This window comes from Amycolatopsis marina (assembly GCF_900111885.1).
In the GTDB taxonomy this organism is placed as follows: domain Bacteria; phylum Actinomycetota; class Actinomycetes; order Mycobacteriales; family Pseudonocardiaceae; genus Amycolatopsis; species Amycolatopsis marina.
Map to the genome: position 1 here is coordinate 29446 of NZ_FOKG01000003.1, position 23087 is coordinate 52532.

Sequence of the window (23087 nt, forward strand, 5' to 3'; positions counted from 1 at the left end):
TGGGGCAAGCCGGTGACCTGGGACGCGAATTTTCGGACTCGCACTTTCCCGGGAAAGTGCGAGTGGTGGTGTCGCCGTGCGGGATGGAGGAGGGCGTGGTGGACGGTGCAGTCGGTGAGGCGGCGGACGGGCGGTCGGTGACGGCCAAGGTGCTCGCGATGCTGGCCGCCTTCACTCCGACCACCCCGGCGCTGACGCTCAGCGAGCTGGCCCGCCGGGCCGGGATCTCCCTGCCCACCGCCCATCGGCGCGCCAGGGAGCTGCTGGAGTGGGGCGCGCTGGAGCGCGACGGCGACGGCCGCTACCGGGTGGGGCTACGGCTGTGGGAGGTCGCCTCGTTGGCACCTCGCGGGCTGCGGCTGCGCGAGGTGGCGATGCCGTTCCTTGAGGACCTGTACGAGGTGACGCACGAGAACGTGCAGCTTGCCGTGCGGGAGGGCCTGGAACTGGTGTTCGTCGAGCGGATCGCGGGCAGACACGCCGTTCCTGTGCTCACCAGGGTCGGCGGCCGGTTCGCTCTGCACGCCACCGGGGTGGGACTCGCGCTGCTCGCGCACGCCCCTGTCGAGGTGCAGGAGCAGGCGCTGACCGCGCCGCTGCACGCCTACACGGTCAAGACCGTCACCGATCCGGAGCGGCTGCGCTCGATGCTCGCGGCGACGCGGCGCGACGGCTACGTCGTCAGCGACGGCCAGGTCACCACGGACGCCTTGTCGGTGGCGGCGCCGATCCGTGAGGGCGGCGAGGTGGTCGCCGCGGTGTCGCTCGTGGTGCGGGCCGAGGGTGCACAACCGCTCGCGCTGGCCCCACTCGTGCAGGCCGCCGCCCGCGGGATCTCGCGCTCCCTCGGCCCCGGCCGGTGAGGCGAAAGTTCAGTCCTGTTTGGCCTGGCCCTCGGCGATCTCCTTGTGGACCTCGTCCATGTTGAGGTCGCGGGCCTGCCCGATCACGTCCTCGAGTGCGTTCTCCGGCAGCGCACCGGGGTTGGCGAAGACCAGCACCTTGTCGCGAATCACCGCCAATGTCGGGATGGACTTGACGTCGAAGGCGGCCGCCAGCTGCGGTTGCGCCTCCGTGTCGACGGTGGCGAAGACGACGTCGTCGTGCTTCTCCGAAGCCCGCTCGTAGACCGGGGCGAACTGCCGGCACGGGCCGCACCAGCTCGCCCAGAAGTCGATCAGAACGAAGTCGTTGCCGGAGACGATTTCGTCGAAGTTATCCGTGGTCAGCTCGACTGTGCTCATGACTGGATAACACTTCCAGCGTGCACACAATTCCGTCAACCGGCGATCGGGGGTAGCCGCACCTCCACCCGCAGGCCGCCGTCCGGCCCCGGTTCGGCTCGCACCTCACCCTGGTGGGCGTGGGTGACCGAGCGCACGATGGACAGTCCGAGACCCACCCCGGCGGCATCGGCCAGCCGCTCGCTCCCGAGCCTGCGGAACGGCTCGAACAGGCCGGCTATCTCCTCCTCGGGCACCTCCGGTCCGGTGTTGGTGACCACCAGCGAGCAATCGACGCCGACCTCGACGGTGACCGACCCGCCCCGCACGTTGTAGTGGACGCCGTTGCGCACCAGTCGACAAGGCGCTCCAGCAGGACCGGATCGCCGGAGACCGTGCAGGGCCGCAGTGCCTCGTCGACGGTGACACCCCGATCCCTGGCGAGCTCGCCCACGCCGGCCAGCAGCCGGCCCACCAGCTCGTCGAGCCGCACCGGGATCCGGCGGGAGAGCCCTCGGTCGCTGCGCGCGAGCGTGAGCAACCCGTCGATCAGCCGTTCGCTGCGCTCGCCGTTGTGCAGCAGGTGGGTCGCGAGCCTGCGCAGCTCCAGGTCGGCCTCCGGATTCGCCAGTGCGACCTCGACAAGGGTGCGCTGCACGGCGAGCGGTCCGGCGGACGAACCTGATCGACGAACAGGAGACGTCGGGGCTGTCGGTGGTGCCCGCGCGACCGGACCTGCTGGACGTGCTGGAGGGCACCGTGCACGACGGAACGTTCCTGAACCCGGCCAACTCGGAGTACCCGGTGGTGGTGCTGGGGTCACTGGCGGCATCGCGGCTGGGAATCACCGGCGTCGACGCGGCGCGACCGCCGCAGGTGTGGCTGGGCGACCGGTGGTTCACCGTCGTGGGCATCCTCGACCCGGTGACGCTGGCACCGGAGATCGACCGGTCGGCGCTGGTCGGCTGGGGCGCGGCAGCGAGACATCTCGGCTTCGACGAGCATCCGACGACGGTGTACGTGCGGGCCGAGGAGCACGCGGTCGAGGACGTCCAACGGGTCCTCGGGGCGACGCTGAACCCGCAGAGCCCGAACGAGGTGGAGGTCAGCAGGCCGTCGGACGCGCTGGCCGCCAAGGAACTGACCGACTCGGCCTACAGCTCGCTGTTCCTGGGACTCGGTGGGGTCGCGCTGCTCGTCGGAGGTGTCGGCGTCGCGAACACGATGGTGATCTCCGTGCTCGAACGACGGCGGGAGATCGGGCTGCGCAGAGCACTCGGGGCGACGCGGCGGCAGATCCGGGGACAGTTCCTCGCCGAGTCCGTGCTGCTCTCGTTGCTCGGCGGCGTGAGTGGGGTGCTGCTCGGGGTGCTGGTGACCTCGGGATACGCGTTGAGCCAGCAGTGGCCGGTGGAGATCCCGATCGTGGCGGCGCTCGGGGGCGTCGCGGCGGCCGCGCTGATCGGCGCGGTGGCGGGGGCATACCCGGCGGTGCGGGCATCCCGGCTCACGCCGACGGAGGCACTCGCCTGAGTACCGGTCCGGTGGCGTCTGTCGGGGTCCGGAGCGGGTCGCGAGTCGGGGGCGTCACCGGGCCGGTCTGGCTCAGTTACCCAGCAGGTTCAGCAGATAGGCCACGAAGAAGCCGACGCCGATCAGGATGACGAGCACCGCGGCGGAGATGCCGATGATCGGCCCCGCCTTGGATCGTTGTGGCTCCTGGTGACTGACCCCGGACACCTGGGCGGAGTCCGGCGGCGTGTCGCCCGGCCGTACTCCCCCGCCGGGCTCGAGGCCTGCCGTGTCCTTCGGATCGGGGTCCGGCGGTTGCGCAGTCATGAACGGCGGGTACCCCTCGATCCGGTTGTTCAATCGGCGGCGGTCCGGGTACCCGCCGGCATGACTTCGAACAGTGATCTCCGCGCATTGGCCCTGGTCTGCAGCCTCAAGCCCACGCCTGCCGAGTCGAGCAGTGAACTGATGGCGCAACAGGTGATTGACGCCCTCGGAGAGCACGGCGTCGACAGCGAGTGTGTTCGCGTGGTGGACCACGAGATCCATCCCGGCGTGAAACCGGACATGGGCAAGGGGGACGAGTGGCCGTGGCTGCGCGAGAAGCTGCGGCTGGCCGACATCCTGATCCTGTCGACGCCGACATGGGTCGGGCACATGTCCAGCGTTGCGCAGCGGGTGCTGGAGCGACTGGACGCGGAGCTGTCGGAGACCGACGAGCAGGGTCGGCCGTCGATGTACGGCAAGGTCGCGGTCGCCGCGGTGGTGGGCAATGAGGACGGTGCACACAAGATCGTGGCGGACACGTTCCAGGCACTCAACGACATCGGGTTCACCATTCCGGCGCAGGGCAGCACCTACTGGAACGGCGAGGCGATGCACCCGAAGGACTACGTCGAACTCGCCGAGACACCCAAGGCCGTGGCTTCGACCACGAAGTCCCTCGCGGCGAACGCGGCGCATCTGGCCCGCCTGCTCAAGGCGCAGCAGTATCCGGCGGATTGAGCCGGGCAGGGCAGGTCACGCGCGATCAAGGTCGACGCCGAGCGCTCACGAAGTGTCCGTCCCAGAGGTGCCGGCGGGGAGCGGGGGCTCGCCTGCCCAGGGTGGTGCCGTGGGCTTTGCCGGTGTGCCCTGCTTCTTCTCCTCCCCGTTCTTGCCCGCGTCGGTCTGACCGGCTTCGGTGATGGCCTCGTCCGTCGGCGGGACGTTTCCGCGGCGAACAGGTCCGGCCCGGCGTTCTCGCAGTGGATCGCGGCGCAGGTCGACCATGAGCGCGACACACAGCGCGACCATCACCACGACGAACGGCGCGGCGACGATGACCGTGAACGTCTGCAGGGCTCCCAGTCCGCCGACGTAGAGCAGTACCGCCGCAACCGCCGCGCTCAGGCCTGCCCACAGCGCGACGAGGTACTTGTTCGGCTCCCGCGCGCCGTGCGAGGAAAGTGTGGCCAGCACGAGTGCGCTGGAGTCGGCGCCGCTGATCCAGAAGATGGCCACGAGGATCATCACCATGATGCCGGTGGCGGTGTATCCCGGGTAGTTCTGCAGCACCGTGAAGAACTGCTGGGCCGTGCCGCCACTGCCCGAGATGTCGGCCCCGCTCAACTCGAGATCCAGCCCGGCCCCACCCAGCACGGTGAACCAGAGCGCCGAAACCGCGGTGGGCACGAACAGCACCCCCGCGACGAACTCCCGAACCGTTCGGCCGCGGGAGATGCGGGCGATGAACGTGCTGACGAACGGTGTCCAGGAGATCCACCAGGCCCAGTAGAAGATCGTCCAGCTGGAGAACCACTCGGTGCCACCGAACAGCGGAACCGAGAAGCTCATCGGCACCAGGTTGGACAGGTAGGCGCCGATGGAGGCCGGTATCAGGTCGAAGATGAACACGGTCGGCCCGACGATCAGCACGAAGAGCAGGAGCAGCGCGGCTAGCACCATGTTCGTGTTCGACAACCATTTGATGCCGCGACTCACTCCGCTGATCGCGGAGATGATCGCCAGTGTGACCAGCACGAAGATGACGAAGAACGCCGCTCCCTTGGAGCCGCGGCCTTCGGTGAAGCCTCCGCCGAGGTCGGTGACCAGGGCCAGCCCACCGGCGATCTGCAGGGCCCCGAGGCCGAGCGAGGTAGCACCGCCGAACTTGGTCGCCACAATGGACCAGATGTTGACGAACCGCCCCCACCACGTGTACTCGACCTCCTTGTCCCGGACGAGCGACTGGAACGGCGAGCTGATCAGATTGCCCCGGCCCTTCCGGAACGTCGAGTAGGCCAGCGCGAGTGCCACCACGGCATAGATTGCCCACGGGTGCAGTCCCCAGTGGAAGAACGTGTAGGCCATGGAATGGCGGGTGGCCTCCTCGGACGAGGGCGCGACGTCCAGACCTGGTGCGGGTTCCGTGAGGTGGGCGATGGGTTCCGCGACGCCGAAGAAGATCAGTCCGATCCCCATACCCGCGCTGAACATCATGGCGATCCACGAAGAGGTGGAGAACTCGGGCGGTTCGTTGTCACGGGACAAGGGAATACGCCCGTACTTGCTGAGCACGAGCCAGAATGCGAAAACCACGAAGCCGGTCGCGGCCAGCACGTAGATCCATCCGAGATCCGCGACCAGCCAGGACAGGATCGCCGACCCGACCTCGCCGACGCCGACAGGAAAGATCGCGCCGACAACGCAGAACGCGATGATCAGACCGAGCGAGATGCCGAACACCACTCGATCGATACGGGGTTTCTCTGTTGCGTCTGCCATGTTTCCCTCGCGGTGCTGCTCGCTCGGACCGGTGACGTGCTGCCGGTGGCCGGTGTACCCGTTGACCGGCAAGGAAAACCACGTCTTGAGCGATGTCGTGGCTTGATGGCTACGCTTTCGAGGTATGGCCGTTCACGAGCAAGCTGACGAAACCGAAACCCCGCGGTACACGCGGACGGGGGACGAGGGCTTCACCACTCTCGGTGATCGCAGTCGTGTCGAGAAGACGGATCCCAGGATCGCTGCCTACGCCGCCTGTGAGGAGGCGAACACGGCGATCGGGGTGGCACTCGCAGGCGGCGCCTTTCCGAAGAATGTCGCGACCGTGCTGGCCCGGCTGCAGAACGATCTCATCGAGGTGGAAGGCGACCTCGGAACGCCGACGAAAAGGCGTGGCGACCGGCAGACACGCATCGACGACGACTACATCCGGCGGGTCGAGGAGGCGTGCCGGCATTTCAGTTCCGAATTGCCTGAACTGAGCAGTTTTGTGGTTCCGGGCGGCACCCTGGGCGGCGCGATGCTCTATCGGGCCTACACCGATGTGCGGCGCGCCGAGCGCGCGACCTGGGCAGCGGTGGAGCAGTGTGGCGACGTCAACACCCTGGTCGGCCGCTACCTCAACCGGTTGGGCGAGCTGATGTTCGTACTTGCCCGCGCGGCCAATTCGGAACACGGCGACACCATGTGGGAACCCGGGCTGACGGCGCGCGTCGGCCTACTGCCCACTGAGGACGATGCCACGGCGCAGACCTGACGCACAGGCACACTCAGCCCCACCAGAAGGCGGTGGCGATGATCGCGTAGAGCGCGATGAGCGCTGCGCCTTCGAACCAGATCGCCTCGCCGTCCAGCACCACCACGACGGTCAGCACGACTGCCATCACCAGTGCGGCGACGAGCAAGGGTGGCAGCACGAGCGTGAACGTGGCCGCACCGAGCAGGGGCGCGACGAGCACCAGAACGGGCGCCAGCACGAGCGCGATCTGCAACGGGCTCTGCAGGATCACCGACACGGCGTAGTCCGGCTTGTTCTGCCAGGCGAGCTGCACGCCGACGACGTTCTCCACCGCGTTGCTCGCGATCGCGACGATGACGAGACCGGCGAACGCCTGGCTGATGTTCAGGGCCTCGATGGTCGGCTCGAGCGCCTCGACGAACCAGTCGGAGATGAATCCGGCGCCGACCCCGGCCGCAGCGAGCACCCCGATTCCCAGGGCGAACGGCCACTGCGGCGGTGGTCCCTCTCCTGACTCCTGCTGCTGTGACTTCGGCTCGGCGGCCGCTTGATCCTTCAGTTCGCCGCGTGGCTGTTCGTCGCCGGCCTGCTTGCTCGCCGTCGCGCGCAACGAGAGTGCGAACAGGACCAGCAGCACCACTGCCACCACTCGCGACAACCAGTCCTCGTGGCCCGCGGCCGGGCTGTGCAGGGCCGCGGTGAGCGAGGGGACCAGCAGCGCCGCCACCGCCAGCAGCAGCATCAGGCCGGTCAGCCTCGCCGACTGGGCACCGAACCGCATCGGACCGTGGCGCAGCCCGCCCACGACGAACGCGAGCCCCAGGATGAGCAGCACGTTGGCCAGGATCGAGCCGACGATCGCCGCCTGCACGACTCCGATCAGCCCGGCGTTCAGCGCGAACAGCGCGACGAACAGCTCGGGCAGGTTGGCGAACGCGCTCTGCACGACCCCGGTCAGGTTGGGACCGAGCCGGTCCCCGACCGCCTCCACGGCGACACCGATCAGCCGCGCCAGGAACGCCAATGCCACCGCGCTGACGGCGAAGGTGACGACATGCCCGATGCCGAAGAGCCGCGAGAGAAAGGTGGCGAGCACCGCCGCGACCACGAACGACAGCAGTCGCACGTCGCGTCCGCGAATGTTGAGGCGCTCCATGACAGAACCGGACTGCTCGCCCACGACACCACCCCGCTCGATCGCCTGCGCGCGAGAAGACCTACCCGGGCTCGCGAGGAGCAAACGTGGGGCGGTCGGAGTGACGCCGTACATACGAGAAACGCCCCGGTGGCCTGTCTGTGCAGGTCATCGGGGCGTTCTGGCCGGTGTGGCGAGTGAAGGATTCGAACCTTCGAAGGCAGTGCCGTCTGATTTACAGTCAGATCCCTTTGGCCGCTCGGGCAACTCGCCATGGCCGGGCGTGCCAGCCACGAACTATCGTACATAAGACGGTGGCGGCCCAACGACCACCCCCGGGCCGGAGCTAGGGTTGGGCCGACCCGACAGGCCGACGAACGAGGTGTGAGCACGTGGCGGATCCGTCATTCGACGTGGTGAGCAAGGTCGATCGCCAGGAGGTGGACAACGCGCTGAACCAGGCGAGCAAGGAGCTGTCCACCCGCTTCGACTTCCGAGGAACCGGCACCAAGATCGACTGGTCCGGCGAGGAGGCGATCGCGATCGAGTCGGAGACCGAGGAGCGCGCACTGGCCGCCGTCGAGGTCTTCAAGGAGAAGCTGATCAAGCGCAACATCTCTCTGAAGGCGTTCGAGGCAGGCGAGCCCGCCATCTCCGGCAAGGTCTACAAGATCAACGGCAAGATCATCCAGGGCATCTCGTCGGAGAAGGCCAAGCAGATCGCCAAGTACATCCGCGACGAGGGCCCGAAGGGCGTGCAGGCGCAGATCCAGGGCGACCAGCTCCGGGTGTCCGGCAAGAAGAAGGACCACCTGCAGGACGTCATCTCGGCACTGAAGAACAAGGACTTCGAGATCGCGCTGCAGTTCACCAACTACCGGTAGCCAGCCACGACACAGGGGCACGGCCCCGGTCGACTCGCCGTCGCCGGGGTCACCGCTCGTGTGCGGGGTCGCCGTTCACCGGGTCGTCACTCAGTCATGCACGGCGCCGTCGTTGTCGACGCGCCATCCGCCTCGCTCGGCGTGCACCTCCTCGCACGCCGAACAGTCGTAGACGTGCGGCGACTTCCGGCGCGAGCCCACCTCGTGGATGAGTCCGCACAACATCCCAACCACGGATCCGGGCGGCGGGTCCATGGAACGGCACGTGCGGTGCCGCACCCCACCGACCACTGGTCGGTACCCGGCCTTGAGATCGTCGGCGCTGCGGCTCGACATCGGGTAAAGGCGTCTGATCCACCACATAACGTCAGGGTGTCCGATATGCCGGTCTTAACCGTGTCACCGCGGGCAACCACTCGAACGAGCTACACCGGCACCGGCGGATCACCGCCAGCGACTTGCCCCGGGCATGCCGGATCTGGCGCAGCATGCGCGAACCGCGAACTGCGAACTCGGGCGCCGGAACTGCGAAGTCGGGCGTCGGAAGTGCAAAGTGGGGGCTTCGTGGTGTAATCGGGCGGTTGCTTAGGGGAAGGGGTGTGGCTGTGGGGCTCGTGCGGGGGTTGGTGTTGGGGCTTTCGCTGGTCTTGTTCGCGGGGATGCTGGCGCCGGTTTCGGCCGTGGCGGGTGGGCGGACGTTGCTGCACCCTGGCCAGGGTGCGTATCCGCGGCTGATTCGGCTGGAACACGGTGGGCTCGGGCGGGACGGGCGGATCATCGCCGTCGTCAACAGCCGGGACCGCGCCGGGCACTACACGCCGGTGTACGAGAGCCTCGACGAGGGCCGCTCGTTTCGGCGGATCGGTGAGATCCGCGATCCCGAGGGCAGGGGTGGCATGTGCTGCGGCACCCTCTACGAATTGCCCGAACGCGTCGGCGCGATGCGCGCGGGCACGCTGCTCTGGGCGGCCAGCTACGGCCATCAGTCCGGCCCCAACCGACGAATCGGCATCAAGGTCTGGGCCAGCCGCAACGGCGGGCGCAGCTGGACCTACCTCTCCGAGGCCGCCCGCTCGCACAACCACGACGGCGTCTGGGAGCCGGAGTTCAACGTCGACACTGGCGGCAGGCTCTGGTTGCACTACGCCGACGAGACCGAGGCCCCGAAGCACGCCCAGGTGCTCAACCGGATCTCTTCCACCGACGGTCTGACCTGGAGCAACAAGCAGCACACCCTGGCGATCTCCCCGCACCGGGTGCGCCCCGGCATGCCGATCGTGCGGCGCCTGCCGGACGGGCGCTACTACTTCGCCTACGAGATCTGCAACTACGGTGACCGCTTCTGCGACCCCTACTTCAAGATTTCCGCCGACGGCGCCGACTTCGGCGATCCGGGCAAGCCCGGCACCAGGGTGAGCGCGGCGGGCGGCAAGCACTTCCAGCACGCGCAGACCGTCACCCTGTTCCCCGGGGGCAGGAACGGCACCCGGCTGCTCATGGTGGGCCAGATCTACGTCGATGCGAAGGGGAAGCCATTGCCCGGCAACGGCCGCACCCTGCTCGCCAACGACAACTTCGGCTCCGGCAACTGGTACGAGGTTCCGGCCCCAGTCCATGTCACGAAGCCCTACGACAACTGGTGCCCGAACTACAGTTCCACCCTGCTGCCCGTGGACGGTGGGCGAAATGTTCTGCAGATCGCCGCCGACTACGACTCCGACCGGGTGTGCCGGGCCTACTTCGCCAAGGGCCCCGCGTCCTGACCGGAGTTCGACCGCGCCGCGAAGGCCACCCGATAGTGTGGGTCGCGGATCATCCAGGTTACCCAGTAGGGAGCAACGCATGAGGGGCATCGTGCTGGCCGGCGGCAGCGGAACACGCCTGCACCCGATCACACAGGCCGTCTCCAAACAGCTGCTCCCGGTCTACGACAAGCCGATGATCTACTACCCGCTCTCGGTTCTCATGCTCGCCGGGATCCGCGAGATCCTGATCATCTCGACCCCCGCGGACCTGCCCAACTTCCGCAGGCTGCTCGGTGACGGTGACCAGTACGGCCTGCGGCTCAGCTATGCCGAGCAGCCCAGCCCCAACGGTCTGGCCGAGGCCTTCATCATCGGTGACGACTTCATCGGCGACGACGACGTCGCGCTGGTTCTCGGCGACAACATCTTCTACGGCCAGGGCTTCTCCGGCCGCCTCCAGCAGGAGGTGTCCACTCTCGACGGCTGCACGCTGTTCGGCTACCCGGTGAAGGACGCCGAGCGCTACGGCGTCGGCGAGGTGGACGAGAACGGCAGGCTCATCTCGATCGAGGAGAAGCCGCAGCACCCCCGCTCGAACAAGGCGATCACCGGGCTGTACTTCTACGACAACCAGGTCGTCGACATCGCCCGCTCCCTCACCCCGTCGCCACGGGGGGAGCTGGAGATCACCGACGTGAACCTGACGTACCTGCGCCAGGACCGTGCCCGGCTGCTCGACCTGGGCCGCGGCTTCGCCTGGCTGGACACCGGGACCCACGACTCGCTGCTGGAGGCGGCACAGTTCGTGCAGGTGCTGGAACATCGCACCGGCGTGCGCATCGCCTGTCTGGAGGAGATCGCCCTGCGGATGGGATACATCGACGCGGACGCCTGCTTCGCGCTCGGCGCCAAGCTGGCCAAGTCCGGCTACGGCGAGTACGTGATGGCCGTGGCCAAGTCGGCCGGAGCCACGGGCTGATAGTTCCGCTCTCAGCGGTTCCAGCCCGCGGCCATCTGCTCGAGCCTGCGCACCCGGTCCTCCATCGGCGGGTGGGTGGAGAACATCCGCGACAACCGCTCGCCGGGCCGGAACGGGTTGGCGATCATCAGGTGCGACTGGGAGACGACCTTGGGTTCCGGCGCCAGCGGTGCGATCTGCGTCCCACGCTGGAGTTTGCGCAACGCCGACGCCAGCCCGAGAGGGTCACCGGTGAGTTCGGCCCCCGACGCGTCCGCCTCGTACTCCCGTGACCGGCTGACCGCCATCTTCACGACGCCGGCGGCGATCGGCCCGACCAGCACCACCAGCAGCATGACCAGTGGGTTGCCACCCTCGCGGTTGTTGCCGCCGAACATTCCCGCGAACATCGCGATATTCGCGGCCACACTGACCACACTGGCCAGTGCGCCCGCGACGCACGAGATGAGAATGTCCCGGTTGTAGACATGCGACAGCTCGTGACCGAGCACCGCGCGCAGTTCCCGTTCGTTGAGCAGTTCCAGGATTCCCGCCGTGCAGCACACGGCGGCGTTGCGCGGGTTGCGACCGGTGGCGAAGGCGTTGGGCGCCTGGGTGGGGCTGACATAGAGGCGGGGCATCGGCTGCCGCGCCGACGTCGCCAGTTCCCGCACGATCCGGTACATCGCGGGCTGCTCGGCCTCGGAAACGGGCCGTGCCCGCATGGCCTTCAGCGCCAGCGTGTCCGACTTGAAGTACGCGTAAGCGTTCATTCCCAGTGCCACAGCAAGGCCGATGACGAGCGCTCCCCTGCCGAACACCGCGCTGATCCCGACGATGATGGCGCTGAGCAGGCCGAGCAACAGCGCGGTCTTCAACCCGTTCTGATGCCTGTGCACTCCTGCGCCTCCAAATCCGCGACGTCCCCGCTGATGACAACGTGTGACAGCCGGTCAGAGTTCCGCCCACCGATCCTCACCCGGGCATTCGCGCAGCACAACAGGCGTGCAAGCGAAGATCGGGTTACCGTCCTGCCAGTGGCGTGATACCCACCCGGCTGGGGGAGGAACCGTGCGCGGACCGATCGAAGGCGGACTGTTCGTACTGGCCCTCACCGCCGCGCTCATCACGTCGCCCGCCACTCCCGCGGACGGCACCGGCGTGTTGCGGGTGCCGGTCGGCGACCGCCCGTTCGCCCTCGCCGTCGACTCCGCGACCGACACGGTCTACGTCGGCAACAGCGGCGACGGCTCGATCTCCATCGTGGACGGCGCGCGAGGTGTCGTGCGGACCACCGTGGACGTCGGTGGCAGGGTGACCGACCTCGCGGTGAACGAGATCACCCGAAAGTTGTACGCGAGCGATGCGGACAGCGGCACGGTCACGGTGCTCGACGCGCTCCGCGGGCGGGTACTGGCCACCATCGCCGCTGGTGCGGGCACCTCGACCCTGGCCGTGGACGAGGTGACCGACACGGTCTACGCGGCAGGGACGTCTTCCGGCCAGGTGGCCGTGATCGACGGCGGCACCGACACCGTGCGGGCGAGGGTCGCGGTGCACGACTCGGAACTGAACAGCGCGGCCACCGACCCGGATCGGGCACTGGCGTACTTCACCGCGGGCGACGACGACAAGCTCGTCGTGTTCGACACCGCGCAGGAGAGGGTCGTCGACCGGGTGCCGGTCGGCCGGGTGCCCGCCGATACCGCGGTGCACGCCGCCACGAACACCGTCTTCGTCGCCAACGCCGGAATTCACCATCTCTCGGTGGTGAGCGGAAACATCTGGCAACAGGTGTCGACGATCCTGTTGCACAGCGCGGGCTCCTCGGTCGCGGTGCACCAGAAGAGCGGTGACGTCTACACCAACGGCGGACCGAACGGACTCATCAGGATCAGCGGCGCGACCGGCGCGACCGACGGCGTGGTCTCGCTCGGCATCAACCCCGGTCGCATCGCGGTGAACCAGCTCGACGGCACCGTCTTCCTCACGGATCCACTGCACGACGCACTGACCGTCATCCGCGATTTCTGAACGGCCAGAGCGACCGCCCGAGCTGGAGTGACTCCGGGGGTACGTTGGAAAACGCAGACATCCCACGAGAACCGGAACGGAATGCACATGCGACTTGGCCTGCAGATTCCCGACTTCACCTGGCCGAACGGTTCCACGGCACTCGGCCGGGAACTCGCGACCGTTGCCCGTACCGCGGACGAGGCAGGCTTCGACTACCTCGCCGTGATGGACCACTTCTTCCAGATCTCGGTCGTCGGCCCACCCGAGAACGACATGCTGGAGGCCTACACCACGCTCGGATTCCTCGCCGCGCACACCGAGCGCGCGAAGCTGCTGACCGTGGTCACCGGCGCCTTCTACCGACACCCCGGATTACTCGCGAAGGCAGTGACCACATTGGACGTACTGTCCGGCGGCCGCGCGATCCTGGGTGTCGGCGCTGGCTGGAACGAGGAGGAGGCGAAGGGTCTCGGCTTCGAGTACCCGTCCACAAAGGAGCGTTTTGAACTACTCGAGGACGCGTTGCAGTACTGCCTGCGTATGTGGGACGACACCGAGGAGCCCTTCGCCGGCAGGCACGTGAACGCCGAGCGGATGCTGAACGTGCCGCAGGCCCTTTCGCGCCCGCACCCACCCATCATGATCGGCGGCGGAGGCGAGAAGAAGACGTTGCGATTCGTCGCCAGGTACGCGCAGGCCTGCAACCTGTTCAACACGCCGGACCTCGAGCACAAGCTCACCGTACTGCGCGAGCACTGCGAGCGTGAGGGGCGCGACTACGACGAGATCACCAAGACCGTCTACCAGCCGATGGACACCGGCGACAACGGCGAGAAGACCGATGAACTGCTGACCGAGCTGCGCCGGCTGGCCGGGCTCGGCGTCGACGCGGCCCTCGGTTACATGCCGCAGGTGCACGACACCTCGCGGATCGAGCGGTTCGGCAAGGATGTCATCGAGGTGGCCGCCGGGTTCTAGTGCTGACTCCGCCCTTGTCCGGCATGCTGTAGCTGACCCCGCACGGCAGCCGGACAAGGGCAGGTGAGATGACCAGCGGTGAGCAGGACGAGACACCCGGCACCGACCACGGGTACCGGCTGCGCGGCGGGCGGCAACCGGATGTCTCCGCGCTGACCAACGTGCTCGCCCATCGCGGCGCCGATGTCACCGAACCGCTGATCTTCCTCGCCTCCGGCGGCATCGGCGCCGGCTACGTCCTGTGGGAATTCACCCGCGACGGCAGCAAACCGCTTGTGCTGGGATTCCGTTCCCAGTGGCAGCACACCCAATTCTGGCTCAAGTCCACAGTGGAACGTCTCGGGCTGCGAATGGACCTACACACCACGCGCGGGGCGCGGGGTGCCGCGAAGCGGCTGTCCGCCGCGCTCGACGCGGGTGAGCCCGCGATCGTGCAGCCGGACCGTTTTCCACTCGGCTACTGGTATCTCCCCGAGGCGGCCGACGGAATAGGCGGCCATCTCGTCGTCGCGTACGCCCAGTCCGGCGACCGGGTGCACCTCGACGACCGCAATCGAGCCCCGCTCACGGTGGAACGCTCGGCACTCGACAAGGCGCGCGGCAGGGTGGGCTCGGCGAAGAACCTGCTCGCGGTGGTGCGCACCGGTGATCTCGACCGCGACCGCCTCGCCGACGCCGTCAGGTCCGGGCTTACCGACTGCACCCGGCGGCTCGCCGCCAAATCCACGTCGTTCGCGCTGCCCGCCTGGCGCAAGTGGGCCACCCTGCTGACGGACGAGCGTGCGGCGAAGGGCTGGCCTGCGGTGTTCGCCGACCGTCGCGGCCTCGTCGGCGCTCTGCTGTCGATCTGGGAGGGCGTCGATCCCGCGGGCATGGGCGGCGGGCACCTGCGCGACCTCTTCGCCGACGGCCTCGCCGAGGCCGCTGTCCTGCTGGACGCTCCCGAACTGGAAGCCCACGCGGCGAACTGGCGGGACATCAGCAGACGCTGGCGCGAGTTCGCCGACGCCGCGCTACCCGAGGACGTGCCCGAGTTCGGCTGGATGCGCGGGCTGACGGCTCGGGTACGGGAAGGCGTGACCGCGGGCGACGCCGGGCAGCAGGCCGCCGCCGAGGCAGGCACCGAGCTGTGGCGGCTGCGGGCCCACTACGACGCGGAGGATCCGTTCACCGAACGGCAGGCAGGGTCGTTGTTCACCGACCTCGGCAGCAGGCTGCGCGACATTCACACGGCCGAGACCGGCGCCGTCGCCGCACTCTCCCAGGTCACCACTCGATAACCCCCGTAACAACCACGGCCCGGCAGGCGAATCAGGAGACGACGTGACTGCCTTCCGGGCAGCGGAGGGGAGCCTGATGGAGATCAGCGTCTTCGGCCTGGGGTACGTGGGATGCGTGTCCGCCGCCTGTCTTGCCGGTCGCGGTCACCAGGTCGTCGGGGTGGATGTCAATCCGCTCAAGATCGATCTCGTCCGGGCGGGCAAGGCACCGGTGGTCGAGGAACGGATCGGTGAACTGACCTCGGAGGTCGTGCGCAGCGGTGCTCTGCGCGCCACCACCGACGTCGCGGAGGCGATCGCGAACAGCGAGGTCTCGCTGGTCTGCGTCGGCACCCCGTCCGCCCCCAACGGGAGCCTGTCCACGACCTACCTGGAGCGGGTGACCGAGCAGATCGGCGCGGCGCTCGCGGAGCAGGACCGCAGGCACACGGTCGTCTTCCGCAGCACGATGCTGCCGGGAACGTGCCTCGATCTGCTTGTCCCCATCCTGGAGAAGGCATCGGGACGCACCGCGGGAGTGGACTTCGGTGTCGCGGTGAACCCGGAGTTCCTGCGCGAGGGCAGCAGCGTCCGGGACTTCCTCGACCCGCCCAAGACCGTCATCGGTGAGCTCGACGCGGCCAGCGGCGACGCCGTGAGCCGCCTCTACGAAGGGCTGCCGGGCGAGGTGTTCCGGGTGCCGATCCCGGTCGCGGAGATGACCAAGTACGCCGACAACGCGTTCCACGGACTGAAGATCGGCTTCGCCAACGAACTCGGCGCGGTGTGCTGGGCGCTCGGGCTGGACTCGCACCGGGTGATCGACGTCTTCCTCGCCGACCGCAAGCTGAACATCAGCCCCGCCTACCTGCGTCCCGGCTTCGCCTTCGGCGGCTCCTGCCTGCCGAAGGACCTGCGGGGTCTGGTCTACGCCGCCCATCGGGCGGACGTGTCCGTGCCGATTCTGGAGAACGTGCTGCCCTCGAACGAGGAGCACCTCCAACGCGCGTTCGACCTGGTCGCGCGCACCGGGAAACGCCGGATCGGGCTGTTCGGCCTCTCGTTCAAACCGGGGACCGACGACCTGCGCGAGAGCCCATTGGTGGAACTTGCCGAACGGCTCCTCGGCAAGGGCTACGACCTGCGCATCTACGACGCGAACGTGAGCCTGTCGCGGCTGATGGGCGCGAACCGCGAGTACATCGAGAGCAGGCTGCCACACCTCGGCCAGCTGCTCGTCGGCTCCGTGGCGGAAGTGCTCGACCACGCCGAGGTCTGCCTGGTCGGCAGCACCGACCCCGCGGTACTGGCATTGCTGCCGCACAACGGGCCGACGCTCATCGACCTTGTCCGCATGCCCGACGCCGAAGTGCGCCGGGCCGAGGAAGGATACGTCGGCCTTGCCTGGTGAAAGAGCGTCGGAAATGAAGCTTTCACGTCCTCAGGGCGACAGCCGGAACGCGCCCACCGAAGGTCCGCTATCGGGGCGGCAGGGCAACACGCGCCCAGAGACGAGCCATCCCACCGCGGAATGCCCTGGCGACGCGATCGCGGGCGCGCGTTCGCGGGAATGCGGTGAAAGAGTTTCGGACGGCCGCAGGGCGCTCGTCCTCGTCGAGAACCTTTCCGTGCCGTTCGACCGGCGGGTATGGCAGGAGTGCACCACCCTGCGCGACGCGGGCTGGGACGTGCACGTGATCTGCCCACAGGGCACGAAGCGGGACACGGAGGCCGAGACCGAGATCGACGGGGTGCACATCCACCGCTATCCCCTGCGTGCCGCCACCGGCGGGCCCGCCGGGTACCTGCAGGAGTACGGGACCGCGCTCTGGCACACCTTCCGGCTCGCCAGGAAGGTACGGGCGCTGGGCCGGATCGACGTCGTGCACGCCTGCAATCCGCCGGACCTGCTGTTCCTGGTGGCGCTGATGCTGAAGCGCCAGGGCACCCGCTTCGTCTTCGACCAGCACGACCTGGTTCCCGAGCTGTACCTCTCCCGGTTCGACCGGGGGCGGGACCTGCTCTACCGCGCGGTGTGCGCCCTGGAACGACGCACCTATCGCGCGGCGGACGTGGTGATCTCCACCAACGAGAGCTACCGCGACGTCGCGCTGAGCCGGGGCGGGAAGCGTCCCGAGGACGTCTTCGTCGTGCGCAGCGCGCCCGCGGTGGAGCGGTTCCGTCCTGTCCCCGCCGAACCCGAGCTGAAGAACGGCAAGGAGCACCTGCTCTGCTATCTCGGCGTGATGGGCCCGCAGGACGGGGTCGACTACGCGCTGCGCGCACTCGCTCACCTGCAGGACGACCTCGGGCGCGCGGACTGGCATGCGGTGTTCGTCGGTTCGGGCGACACCTTCGACGCGATGGTGGACCTCGCGTCGGAACTCGGGCTCACCGACCGTGTGGAGTTCACCGGGCGGATCCCGGACGCCGACCTGGTCCGCTACCTGTCCACCGCGGACGTCTGCCTCTCCCCGGATCCGAAGAACCCGCTGAACGACGTGTCCACGATGAACAAGATCATGGAATACATGGCGATGAGCAGGCCCATCGTCTCGTTCGACCTGCGCGAGGCCCGGGTGTCGGCAGGCGATGCTGCCGTCTACGCCCCCGCCAACGACGAACTGGAGTTCGCGAAGCTGGTCGACCGGCTGCTGGACGACCCCGGTGAACGAGCGCGCATGGGCGGTCTCGGCCAGGAGCGGATCGAGGGACCGCTGTCGTGGGCGCACTCCAGGACGGCGCTGCTCGCGGCCTACTCCGCTGCCTGCCGGTGAACAACCCTCCGGGGTAACGCTCGGTTTCTTTTCGAACAACTCTCCGGCCCGGCTGTAACCAAAGCGATCAGCGGCGCGACGTGAGAGGAAAGCCATTCGCGGATCCGCGACCTGAGGGAGGCGCAGACGTTGGACGACGACCTCGTGCGTCTGCCCGTACTCGGGCGGATTCTGCGCAGACGGTGGCGCCTGCTCACCGTCCTCGCGGTGCTGGGCGCGCTCGTCGGCGCCGCCTCCTCGCTGGTGCTCTCCCCCGGCTACGTGACCTCGACCAGCATTCTGCTGCAGGGACCGCGGGAGCCGGACCAGATCCTCACCGAGACCCAGATCGCGACGAGTTCCGTGGTCCTCGACCGCACGGCAGCGGCGCTGGCCTGGGGCGTCAGCGGAACCGACCTCGCGCGTTCGGTCACCGCCGAGGCCGTCGACGGCAACGTGATCGAACTGGGCGCGACGGCCGAGACCCCGGAGAAGGCGCAGCAACTCACCGACCAGGCGGCCGCCGAGTACGTCACCTTCTCGACCCAGCTCGCGGGCAACAGCGGGGACGCCGCCGCCCAGTTGCAGACCGAGCTGCGCGAGACGCTGCAGCAACGGGTGACCGCGACGAACGAGCGCATCACCGAGTTGCACAACTCGATCGCGAACCAGGGCACGACCGTGGAGAGCGTCCAGATCAGCACCGAACTCGAAGCGCTTCGCTCCGCACTGCGCGACGCCATGACCAACCTGACCGAGGCCGGGGAAACCTCCGGCCAGTCCAAACAGGTCGTCATGGGTCCCGCGCCGAGACCGGCGGCCCCGGCCAGTCCGACCCTGCTCCAGCTCGTCGCAGCGGGCGCGGCGCTGTTCGTTCTGCTCGGCATCGCCGGGCATTTCGTCGCGGCGAGGGCGGACCGGCGACTGCGCGCGGAGTCGGACATCGCCGCCGCTCTGGGCGCACCGCTGCTCGGCGACGTCGACGTGCCGGACATCGGGGAAACACCGGCCTTCCGGGGGCCGTTGGGCAGGTTGCGCGAGCTCGTGCTCGGTCGGCGGCCGTGGAACGCGGAGGTCCGCGCCGGACTCGACGAACACGCGCAGGGCGTACGGGATCAGCGCGTCCTCACCCGGCTCCGGGCGGCGACCAGCACGCCCTCACAGGTGCTCCTGCTCGTGCCCGATGACGACCTCCCCGCACACCGCGTCGCGGACCGGTTGGCCGCGGCGGCGGCCACCGACCCCAAGGCCAGGATCACCCTGCGCGTCACCGCTGTCGCCGTGCACCGGCCGACGGTCGACGACGCAGGCCACCTTTCCGGAGCCGTCGTGGTGCTCACCTCGGGCAGCAGGACGGCGTGGGAACTCGTGGGCATCGCCGAGGCGTGCGCCGACTCGGGCCATGCCGTCCTCGGCGCCGTCCTCGCCTACCGGGCCGAACCGGTGGCTCGGGAGCGGGGTTCGGCCCCCGCGAAAGCCGGGGCGGCCGCGGCGTCCTCGGACTCGGCGATGGCGGGTTCGGCATGAGCACCGGTTCCCGTTCCGAGTCCCAGCCGCTGCTGGACCTGCAACGACTACTGGTGACCGTGCGCAGGCGACGGCGCACCTGGCTGTCCCTGGGGCTGCTCGGACTGCTGCTCGGCGCGGCGGTGGCGGTACTGCTGCCCGCGCCCCCGACCGCTGTCACGCAGCTGCTGGTCGTGCACGAGGACGACCAGCCCTCCGACGGCGGCAGCCTCATGCGCACCGACATCGCCCTGCTGCAGACGACCAGGGTCGCGACAGCGGCGCTGGAACTGCTGGGGTCGCCCGAACGTCCCACGGACTTCCTCAAGACCTACGAGGGCACCGCCATCACCGGCAACGTGCTGCAGCTGACGGTCAAGGGGTCGAGCGACGACGATGCGCTGGCCCGGACCACCGCACTGGCCGAAGCCTTCATCGCCGACCACGTCCAACGAGTCCAGGCGGCCGCGGACGCGGAGGCGAAGGCACTGAGCGACCAACGCGACCGGCTCCAGAAAGAACTATCCGAAGTGGACTCCACGATCGCCTCGACCGAGGCCGAGTTCGGGACGGAGACCGCACCGCAACTCGAGACCCTCTACGCCAGAAGGGCGGACCTCGCCGCACAGGTGTCCGAACTGGGCAGACGCGCGGACGAGGCGGGCATCGGCGCCCCCAGGGTCGCGGCAGGCACGCAGATCGTGGACGCACCACGGATGTTGCCCGGCTCGCTCCGCTCCACGGTCGCCCTGAACGCGCTGATCGGACTTGTCCTCGGGCTCGCGGCGGGCCTCACCCTGACCGCGATCACCGGCGTTGTCCGTGACCGGCCCGTCCTGCGGCGGGAGATCTCCGCCCACCTCGGGGCGTCCGTGGTCGCCCAGCTGTCCCGGCCCCGCAGGGGACCAGCCCGGCTCTGGCGCCGCTCCCCCGGCGTCACCCGGCGGGCACGCACGGCTGCCACCCTCGCCAGGTTGGTCCGGGAGAACGGCACCGGTGGCTCGGCCGCGGTGTCACTGCTGGACCTCGGCAGCCCGCGTACGACGGCGGATCTCGCGCTCGACATCGCGCGGGCACTCGCGGCCGACCGCCCGGTGACCGTCGTCGACGACCTGCCGGGTCAGCACCTGGCCTCGCGGGTCACGTCGGCCGAACCGATCCGGGTCGTGGCGTTCGACGACGCCGCGGCGGGAGACGGCGACACACCGGCCGCTGGCTCGCGGCGGCGTGTCGGCCTCGGCTCGGTAGCGCCGGGGACCGCGTGGACCGACCTCCGCCGCCTCGGCGGCGAGACGCTGCTCGTGGTGCGCGCGGGCCACGCGAACACCGCCTGGCTGCACACGGTCGCCAGGCAGCTGGCGGACAGCCGGATCCCGATCATCGGCGTCGTGCTGGTGGATCCCGACCCGCGTGACCAGTCCGACGGCACGCTGTGGGACGGGTTGCACACGGCGCTGCGCGGACGAGGAGCGCCGGCCGGGGGCAGTGCCGCACCCGGCGGCGGCAACAGCAATGGCAACGGCGGTGTCGTCCACGACGGGGACCTGCCGACGAAGCGCTTCCCTCCGGTCGGTTCCGCCGGGCTGCGCGGAACCGTGTGAACGCGAGTGGCGCGACAGGCAGGAGGGCGGGACAGCAATGTGCGGCATCGCAGGCACCTACTTGTGGCCGGACGGGGGCCCGCTGACCGACCGGCTCACCAAGGTCCTCGCCCACCGCGGACCGGACGGCAGCGGGCGGTACTCCCACCGGGCGGGCCAGGGTGAGGTCAACCTCGGCCACCGCAGGCTGTCGATCATCGACCTGTCCTCCTCGGGCGCTCAGCCGATGGTCGCCGACGGGCTCGCGCTGACCTACAACGGCGAGCTCTACAACGCGCCGGAACTGCGCACCGAACTCGAGGCCGCGGGCGTCCGCTTCCGCGGGACCTCCGACACCGAGGTCCTGCTGGCCGCGTGGCGGCGCTGGGGCACCGACTGCCTGCCCCGGCTGCGGGGCATGTTCGCGTTCGCGGTGTTCGACGAACGGACAGGGGAGCTGGTGCTGGCACGCGACCAGCTGGGGATCAAACCCCTGTTCCTGCTCCGCCGCGGCGGCGGGCTCGTCTTCTGCTCCGAACTCAAGGCGCTGGCGGGCGAGCTCGGCGGGTCGATGCGGATCGACGAAGCCGCGATGGTGGCTTCCCTGCTGTACTACTGGGTGCCGGACAGCCGTTGCGCGTTCCGGGACGCGGAGAAACTCCCGCCGGGCACCTGGTTGCGCCTGCGGCCGGACGGGCGGACCGAGCAGCGGCAGTACTACTCCCTGCGGGACGTCGCCACGGAGGGAGAGGCCGCTGCGCAGGACCCCGCGGCCCAGCCGGACCTGGCGTCGATCGTGGCCGATTCGACGCGGCGGCACCTGTTGTCCGACGTGCCGGTCGCGACGTTCCTCTCCGGGGGCCTCGACTCGAGCTATCTGACGGCCCTCGCGGCACAGCACCAGCCCGGCATCTCGGCCTACACCATCGGGTTCAGGGCGGAGGACGCGAAGTTCGAGGCGATGCCCGACGACCTGCGTTACGCCCGGCAGGTGGCCGCGAGGTTCGGCGTCGACCTGCACGAGATCGAGATCGCGCCGCAGGTGCTGGATCTGCTGCCGCGGATGACTTACCACCTGGACGAGCCGATCGGCGATCCCGCCGCGATCAACACGTTCCTCATCTGTTCCGCCGCGAAGGACGCGGGCGTCAAGGTGCTGCTGTCCGGGATGGGCGCCGACGAACTGTTCGCGGGATATCGCAAGCATCTGGCGAACCTGCTCGCCGCGCGCTACCAACGGCTGCCCGGCGTCCTGCGGCGGCCGGTGGCGGCGGGGGTCGGCAGGCTGCCGGTCGCGACCTCGCGCAGGGGCTACCGGTCGGTGCGGTTCGCCAAGCGCTTTCTCTCCTTCGCGGAACTGCCGGAGGAGACCGCCTTCCGCCGCAGCTACACGATGTACGACCGCCCCGAACTGCTCGGCCTGCTGAACCCCGACCTCGCGGGCGCCGTTGACGACGTGCTGACCGAGCACGCCGACACCTATCACGACAATGCGCTCAGCGATGTCGTCAACCGGATGTGCCTCGCGGACAGCCGGTTGTTCCTGCCCGGCCTGAACCTCGCGTACACCGACAGGTCGAGCATGGCCGCGTCGACCGAGGTGCGAGTGCCGTTCGTCGACGTCGAGGTGGTCAGGGCCGCGTTCGCCACCCCCGGAAACCGCAAGATCGTCGGCCGCAGGGGAAAGGTCGCGCTCAAACAGGCGGCGACGTCGATCCTGCCGGACGAGATCGTGCACCGGCCGAAGGGCCTGTTCAGCGCGCCGCTGCGGGCGTGGATGAGTCGGGACCTCGCACCGCTGGTGCAGGAGGTCATCCACGACGGCGCGCTGGTGAACTCCGGCTTCCTGCGGCGCGAGGCGTTGCAGCGGCTGGTCGCCGAGGACGCCGCGGGCAGGCAGGACAGGGCCAAGCACCTCTGGCACATCCTCACGTTGGAGTACTGGTATCGCGGCGCCACAGCCGCCGGTGCCGGTGAGTGAACACTTTCCCGGGAAAGTGCGGGACTGGAGACGTTCCGTCGCAGGTCGC

General features: G+C 68.9%; 22 protein-coding genes, 1 tRNA gene and 1 pseudogene. 15 read left to right on the plus strand and 9 right to left on the minus strand.

Features of this window, described 5'->3' with window-relative positions:
* The first annotated feature begins 83 nt into the window (after nt 1-83).
* Nucleotides 84-863, plus strand: a complete 780-nt coding sequence (locus BM199_RS06355; RefSeq protein WP_091671073.1) for an IclR family transcriptional regulator — start codon at nt 84-86, stop codon at nt 861-863.
* A 9-nt stretch (nt 864-872) separates the two neighbouring features.
* Here BM199_RS06355 and BM199_RS06360 read toward each other — a convergent pair whose 3' ends face one another.
* The 3 genes from BM199_RS06360 to BM199_RS06365 are packed head-to-tail and all read right to left on the minus strand — an operon-like array spanning nt 873 to nt 1881.
* Entirely contained in the window at nt 873-1244 is a 372-nt protein-coding gene (locus tag BM199_RS06360; RefSeq protein ID WP_091671076.1) for a thioredoxin family protein, read from the minus strand.
* Between the two features lie 35 nt (nt 1245-1279).
* Nucleotides 1280-1576, minus strand: coding sequence for a sensor histidine kinase (locus BM199_RS34450; RefSeq protein ID WP_245788193.1), 297 nt, complete (start codon nt 1574-1576; stop codon nt 1280-1282).
* A complete protein-coding gene (locus tag BM199_RS06365) occupies nt 1462-1881 on the minus strand; it encodes a histidine kinase (RefSeq protein ID WP_245788225.1) in 420 nt (139 codons plus the stop codon). The genes BM199_RS34450 and BM199_RS06365 overlap by 115 nt, the downstream gene beginning before the upstream one ends.
* Before the next feature lie 5 nt (nt 1882-1886).
* Between BM199_RS06365 and BM199_RS06370 the strand changes: the two are divergent.
* Nucleotides 1887-2756: pseudogene (locus BM199_RS06370) on the plus strand (ABC transporter permease); the annotation flags it as partial.
* A 72-nt stretch (nt 2757-2828) separates the two neighbouring features.
* On the opposite strand, the gene BM199_RS06375 reads toward BM199_RS06370, so the two are convergent.
* A complete protein-coding gene (locus BM199_RS06375; protein ID WP_091671566.1) occupies nt 2829-3062 on the minus strand; it encodes a DUF6480 family protein in 234 nt (77 codons plus the stop codon).
* 60 nt (nt 3063-3122) lie between these two features.
* Between BM199_RS06375 and BM199_RS06380 the strand changes: the two genes are divergently transcribed.
* On the plus strand, nt 3123-3740 hold the full coding sequence (locus BM199_RS06380; RefSeq protein ID WP_091671081.1) for a flavodoxin family protein: 618 nt from the start codon (nt 3123-3125) through the stop codon (nt 3738-3740).
* A gap of 45 nt (nt 3741-3785) precedes the next feature.
* On the opposite strand, the gene BM199_RS06385 is transcribed toward BM199_RS06380, so the two are convergent.
* Entirely contained in the window at nt 3786-5501 is a 1716-nt protein-coding gene (locus tag BM199_RS06385) for a BCCT family transporter (RefSeq protein WP_091671568.1), read from the minus strand.
* A 124-nt stretch (nt 5502-5625) separates the two neighbouring features.
* On the opposite strand from BM199_RS06385, the gene BM199_RS06390 reads away from it, so the two are divergent.
* Nucleotides 5626-6258, plus strand: coding sequence for a cob(I)yrinic acid a,c-diamide adenosyltransferase (locus tag BM199_RS06390; protein WP_091671084.1), 633 nt, complete (start codon nt 5626-5628; stop codon nt 6256-6258).
* A gap of 13 nt (nt 6259-6271) precedes the next feature.
* Here the strand turns inward: BM199_RS06390 and cax are convergent, their stop codons facing one another.
* Both cax and BM199_RS06400 read right to left on the minus strand, forming a co-directional pair.
* A complete protein-coding gene (gene cax / locus BM199_RS06395) occupies nt 6272-7420 on the minus strand; it encodes a calcium/proton exchanger (RefSeq protein ID WP_177242496.1) in 1149 nt (382 codons plus the stop codon).
* A gap of 146 nt (nt 7421-7566) precedes the next feature.
* Nucleotides 7567-7648: transfer RNA gene (locus BM199_RS06400), tRNA-Tyr, on the minus strand.
* Nucleotides 7649-7767: 119 nt separating this feature from the next.
* Between BM199_RS06400 and BM199_RS06405 the strand changes: the two genes are divergently transcribed.
* Entirely contained in the window at nt 7768-8259 is a 492-nt protein-coding gene (locus BM199_RS06405; RefSeq protein WP_091671090.1) for a YajQ family cyclic di-GMP-binding protein, read from the plus strand.
* Nucleotides 8260-8349: 90 nt separating this feature from the next.
* Here BM199_RS06405 and BM199_RS06410 read toward each other — a convergent pair whose 3' ends face one another.
* Entirely contained in the window at nt 8350-8622 is a 273-nt protein-coding gene (locus BM199_RS06410; protein WP_143101779.1) for a hypothetical protein, read from the minus strand.
* 296 nt (nt 8623-8918) lie between these two features.
* On the opposite strand from BM199_RS06410, the gene BM199_RS06415 reads away from it, so the two are divergent.
* Together BM199_RS06415 and rfbA are read left to right on the plus strand one after the other, a co-directional pair.
* Nucleotides 8919-10022, plus strand: a complete 1104-nt coding sequence (locus tag BM199_RS06415) for a sialidase family protein (RefSeq protein WP_091671570.1) — start codon at nt 8919-8921, stop codon at nt 10020-10022.
* 79 nt (nt 10023-10101) lie between these two features.
* Complete coding sequence (rfbA, locus tag BM199_RS06420) at nt 10102-10983, plus strand: glucose-1-phosphate thymidylyltransferase RfbA (RefSeq protein ID WP_091671095.1); 882 nt, start codon at nt 10102-10104, stop codon at nt 10981-10983.
* An 11-nt stretch (nt 10984-10994) separates the two neighbouring features.
* Here rfbA and htpX read toward each other — a convergent pair whose 3' ends face one another.
* Nucleotides 10995-11861 (minus strand): zinc metalloprotease HtpX, encoded by an 867-nt coding sequence (gene htpX / locus BM199_RS06425; protein ID WP_091671097.1) that lies wholly within the window; start codon nt 11859-11861, stop codon nt 10995-10997.
* Between the two features lie 172 nt (nt 11862-12033).
* On the opposite strand from htpX, the gene BM199_RS06430 reads away from it, so the two are divergent.
* The 8 genes from BM199_RS06430 (at nt 12034) to asnB (ending at nt 23038) form a co-directional block, all read left to right on the plus strand.
* Nucleotides 12034-12996 carry a YncE family protein gene (locus tag BM199_RS06430; RefSeq protein WP_091671100.1) on the plus strand — a complete coding sequence of 321 codons (963 nt, stop codon included), beginning with the start codon at nt 12034-12036 and terminating at the stop codon, nt 12994-12996.
* 87 nt (nt 12997-13083) lie between these two features.
* Nucleotides 13084-13956: an LLM class F420-dependent oxidoreductase gene (locus tag BM199_RS06435; protein ID WP_091671571.1), complete on the plus strand. Its 873-nt coding sequence runs from the start codon at nt 13084-13086 to the stop codon at nt 13954-13956.
* A 68-nt stretch (nt 13957-14024) separates the two neighbouring features.
* Nucleotides 14025-15236, plus strand: a complete 1212-nt coding sequence (locus BM199_RS06440; RefSeq protein ID WP_091671103.1) for a BtrH N-terminal domain-containing protein — start codon at nt 14025-14027, stop codon at nt 15234-15236.
* A 76-nt stretch (nt 15237-15312) separates the two neighbouring features.
* Entirely contained in the window at nt 15313-16626 is a 1314-nt protein-coding gene (locus BM199_RS06445) for a nucleotide sugar dehydrogenase (protein WP_091671106.1), read from the plus strand.
* A 13-nt stretch (nt 16627-16639) separates the two neighbouring features.
* The gene (locus tag BM199_RS06450; protein WP_091671108.1) at nt 16640-17992 is read left to right on the plus strand and encodes a glycosyltransferase family 4 protein; all 1353 of its coding nucleotides are present in this window, start codon (nt 16640-16642) and stop codon (nt 17990-17992) included.
* Between the two features lie 129 nt (nt 17993-18121).
* Nucleotides 18122-19498, plus strand: a complete 1377-nt coding sequence (locus BM199_RS06455) for a YveK family protein (RefSeq protein ID WP_091671111.1) — start codon at nt 18122-18124, stop codon at nt 19496-19498.
* Entirely contained in the window at nt 19495-21078 is a 1584-nt protein-coding gene (locus BM199_RS06460; protein ID WP_091671114.1) for a Wzz/FepE/Etk N-terminal domain-containing protein, read from the plus strand. Before BM199_RS06455 ends, BM199_RS06460 begins: the two co-directional genes overlap by 4 nt.
* A gap of 37 nt (nt 21079-21115) precedes the next feature.
* Nucleotides 21116-23038: an asparagine synthase (glutamine-hydrolyzing) gene (gene asnB, locus BM199_RS06465; RefSeq protein ID WP_091671116.1), complete on the plus strand. Its 1923-nt coding sequence runs from the start codon at nt 21116-21118 to the stop codon at nt 23036-23038.
* Nucleotides 23039-23087 lie beyond the last annotated feature (49 nt).

Excerpts from the sequence above, each read along its gene's own strand:
- BM199_RS06385 (WP_091671568.1), bottom strand. The coding sequence starts at position 5,501 with ATGGCAGACGCAACAGAGAAACCCCGTATCGATCGAGTGGTGTTCGGC.
- BM199_RS06450 (WP_091671108.1), top strand. The coding sequence starts at position 16,640 with ATGAAGCTTTCACGTCCTCAGGGCGACAGCCGGAACGCGCCCACCGAA.
- BM199_RS06355 (WP_091671073.1), top strand. The coding sequence starts at position 84 with ATGGAGGAGGGCGTGGTGGACGGTGCAGTCGGTGAGGCGGCGGACGGG.
- BM199_RS06375 (WP_091671566.1), bottom strand. The coding sequence starts at position 3,062 with ATGACTGCGCAACCGCCGGACCCCGATCCGAAGGACACGGCAGGCCTC.
- BM199_RS06445 (WP_091671106.1), top strand. The coding sequence starts at position 15,313 with ATGGAGATCAGCGTCTTCGGCCTGGGGTACGTGGGATGCGTGTCCGCC.
- BM199_RS06440 (WP_091671103.1), top strand. The coding sequence starts at position 14,025 with ATGACCAGCGGTGAGCAGGACGAGACACCCGGCACCGACCACGGGTAC.
- BM199_RS06360 (WP_091671076.1), bottom strand. The coding sequence starts at position 1,244 with ATGAGCACAGTCGAGCTGACCACGGATAACTTCGACGAAATCGTCTCC.
- rfbA (WP_091671095.1), top strand. The coding sequence starts at position 10,102 with ATGAGGGGCATCGTGCTGGCCGGCGGCAGCGGAACACGCCTGCACCCG.
- BM199_RS06380 (WP_091671081.1), top strand. The coding sequence starts at position 3,123 with ATGACTTCGAACAGTGATCTCCGCGCATTGGCCCTGGTCTGCAGCCTC.
- BM199_RS06460 (WP_091671114.1), top strand. The coding sequence starts at position 19,495 with ATGAGCACCGGTTCCCGTTCCGAGTCCCAGCCGCTGCTGGACCTGCAA.
- BM199_RS06390 (WP_091671084.1), top strand. The coding sequence starts at position 5,626 with ATGGCCGTTCACGAGCAAGCTGACGAAACCGAAACCCCGCGGTACACG.
- BM199_RS06415 (WP_091671570.1), top strand. The coding sequence starts at position 8,919 with ATGCTGGCGCCGGTTTCGGCCGTGGCGGGTGGGCGGACGTTGCTGCAC.
- BM199_RS06435 (WP_091671571.1), top strand. The coding sequence starts at position 13,084 with ATGCGACTTGGCCTGCAGATTCCCGACTTCACCTGGCCGAACGGTTCC.
- asnB (WP_091671116.1), top strand. The coding sequence starts at position 21,116 with ATGTGCGGCATCGCAGGCACCTACTTGTGGCCGGACGGGGGCCCGCTG.
- BM199_RS06410 (WP_143101779.1), bottom strand. The coding sequence starts at position 8,622 with ATGTGGTGGATCAGACGCCTTTACCCGATGTCGAGCCGCAGCGCCGAC.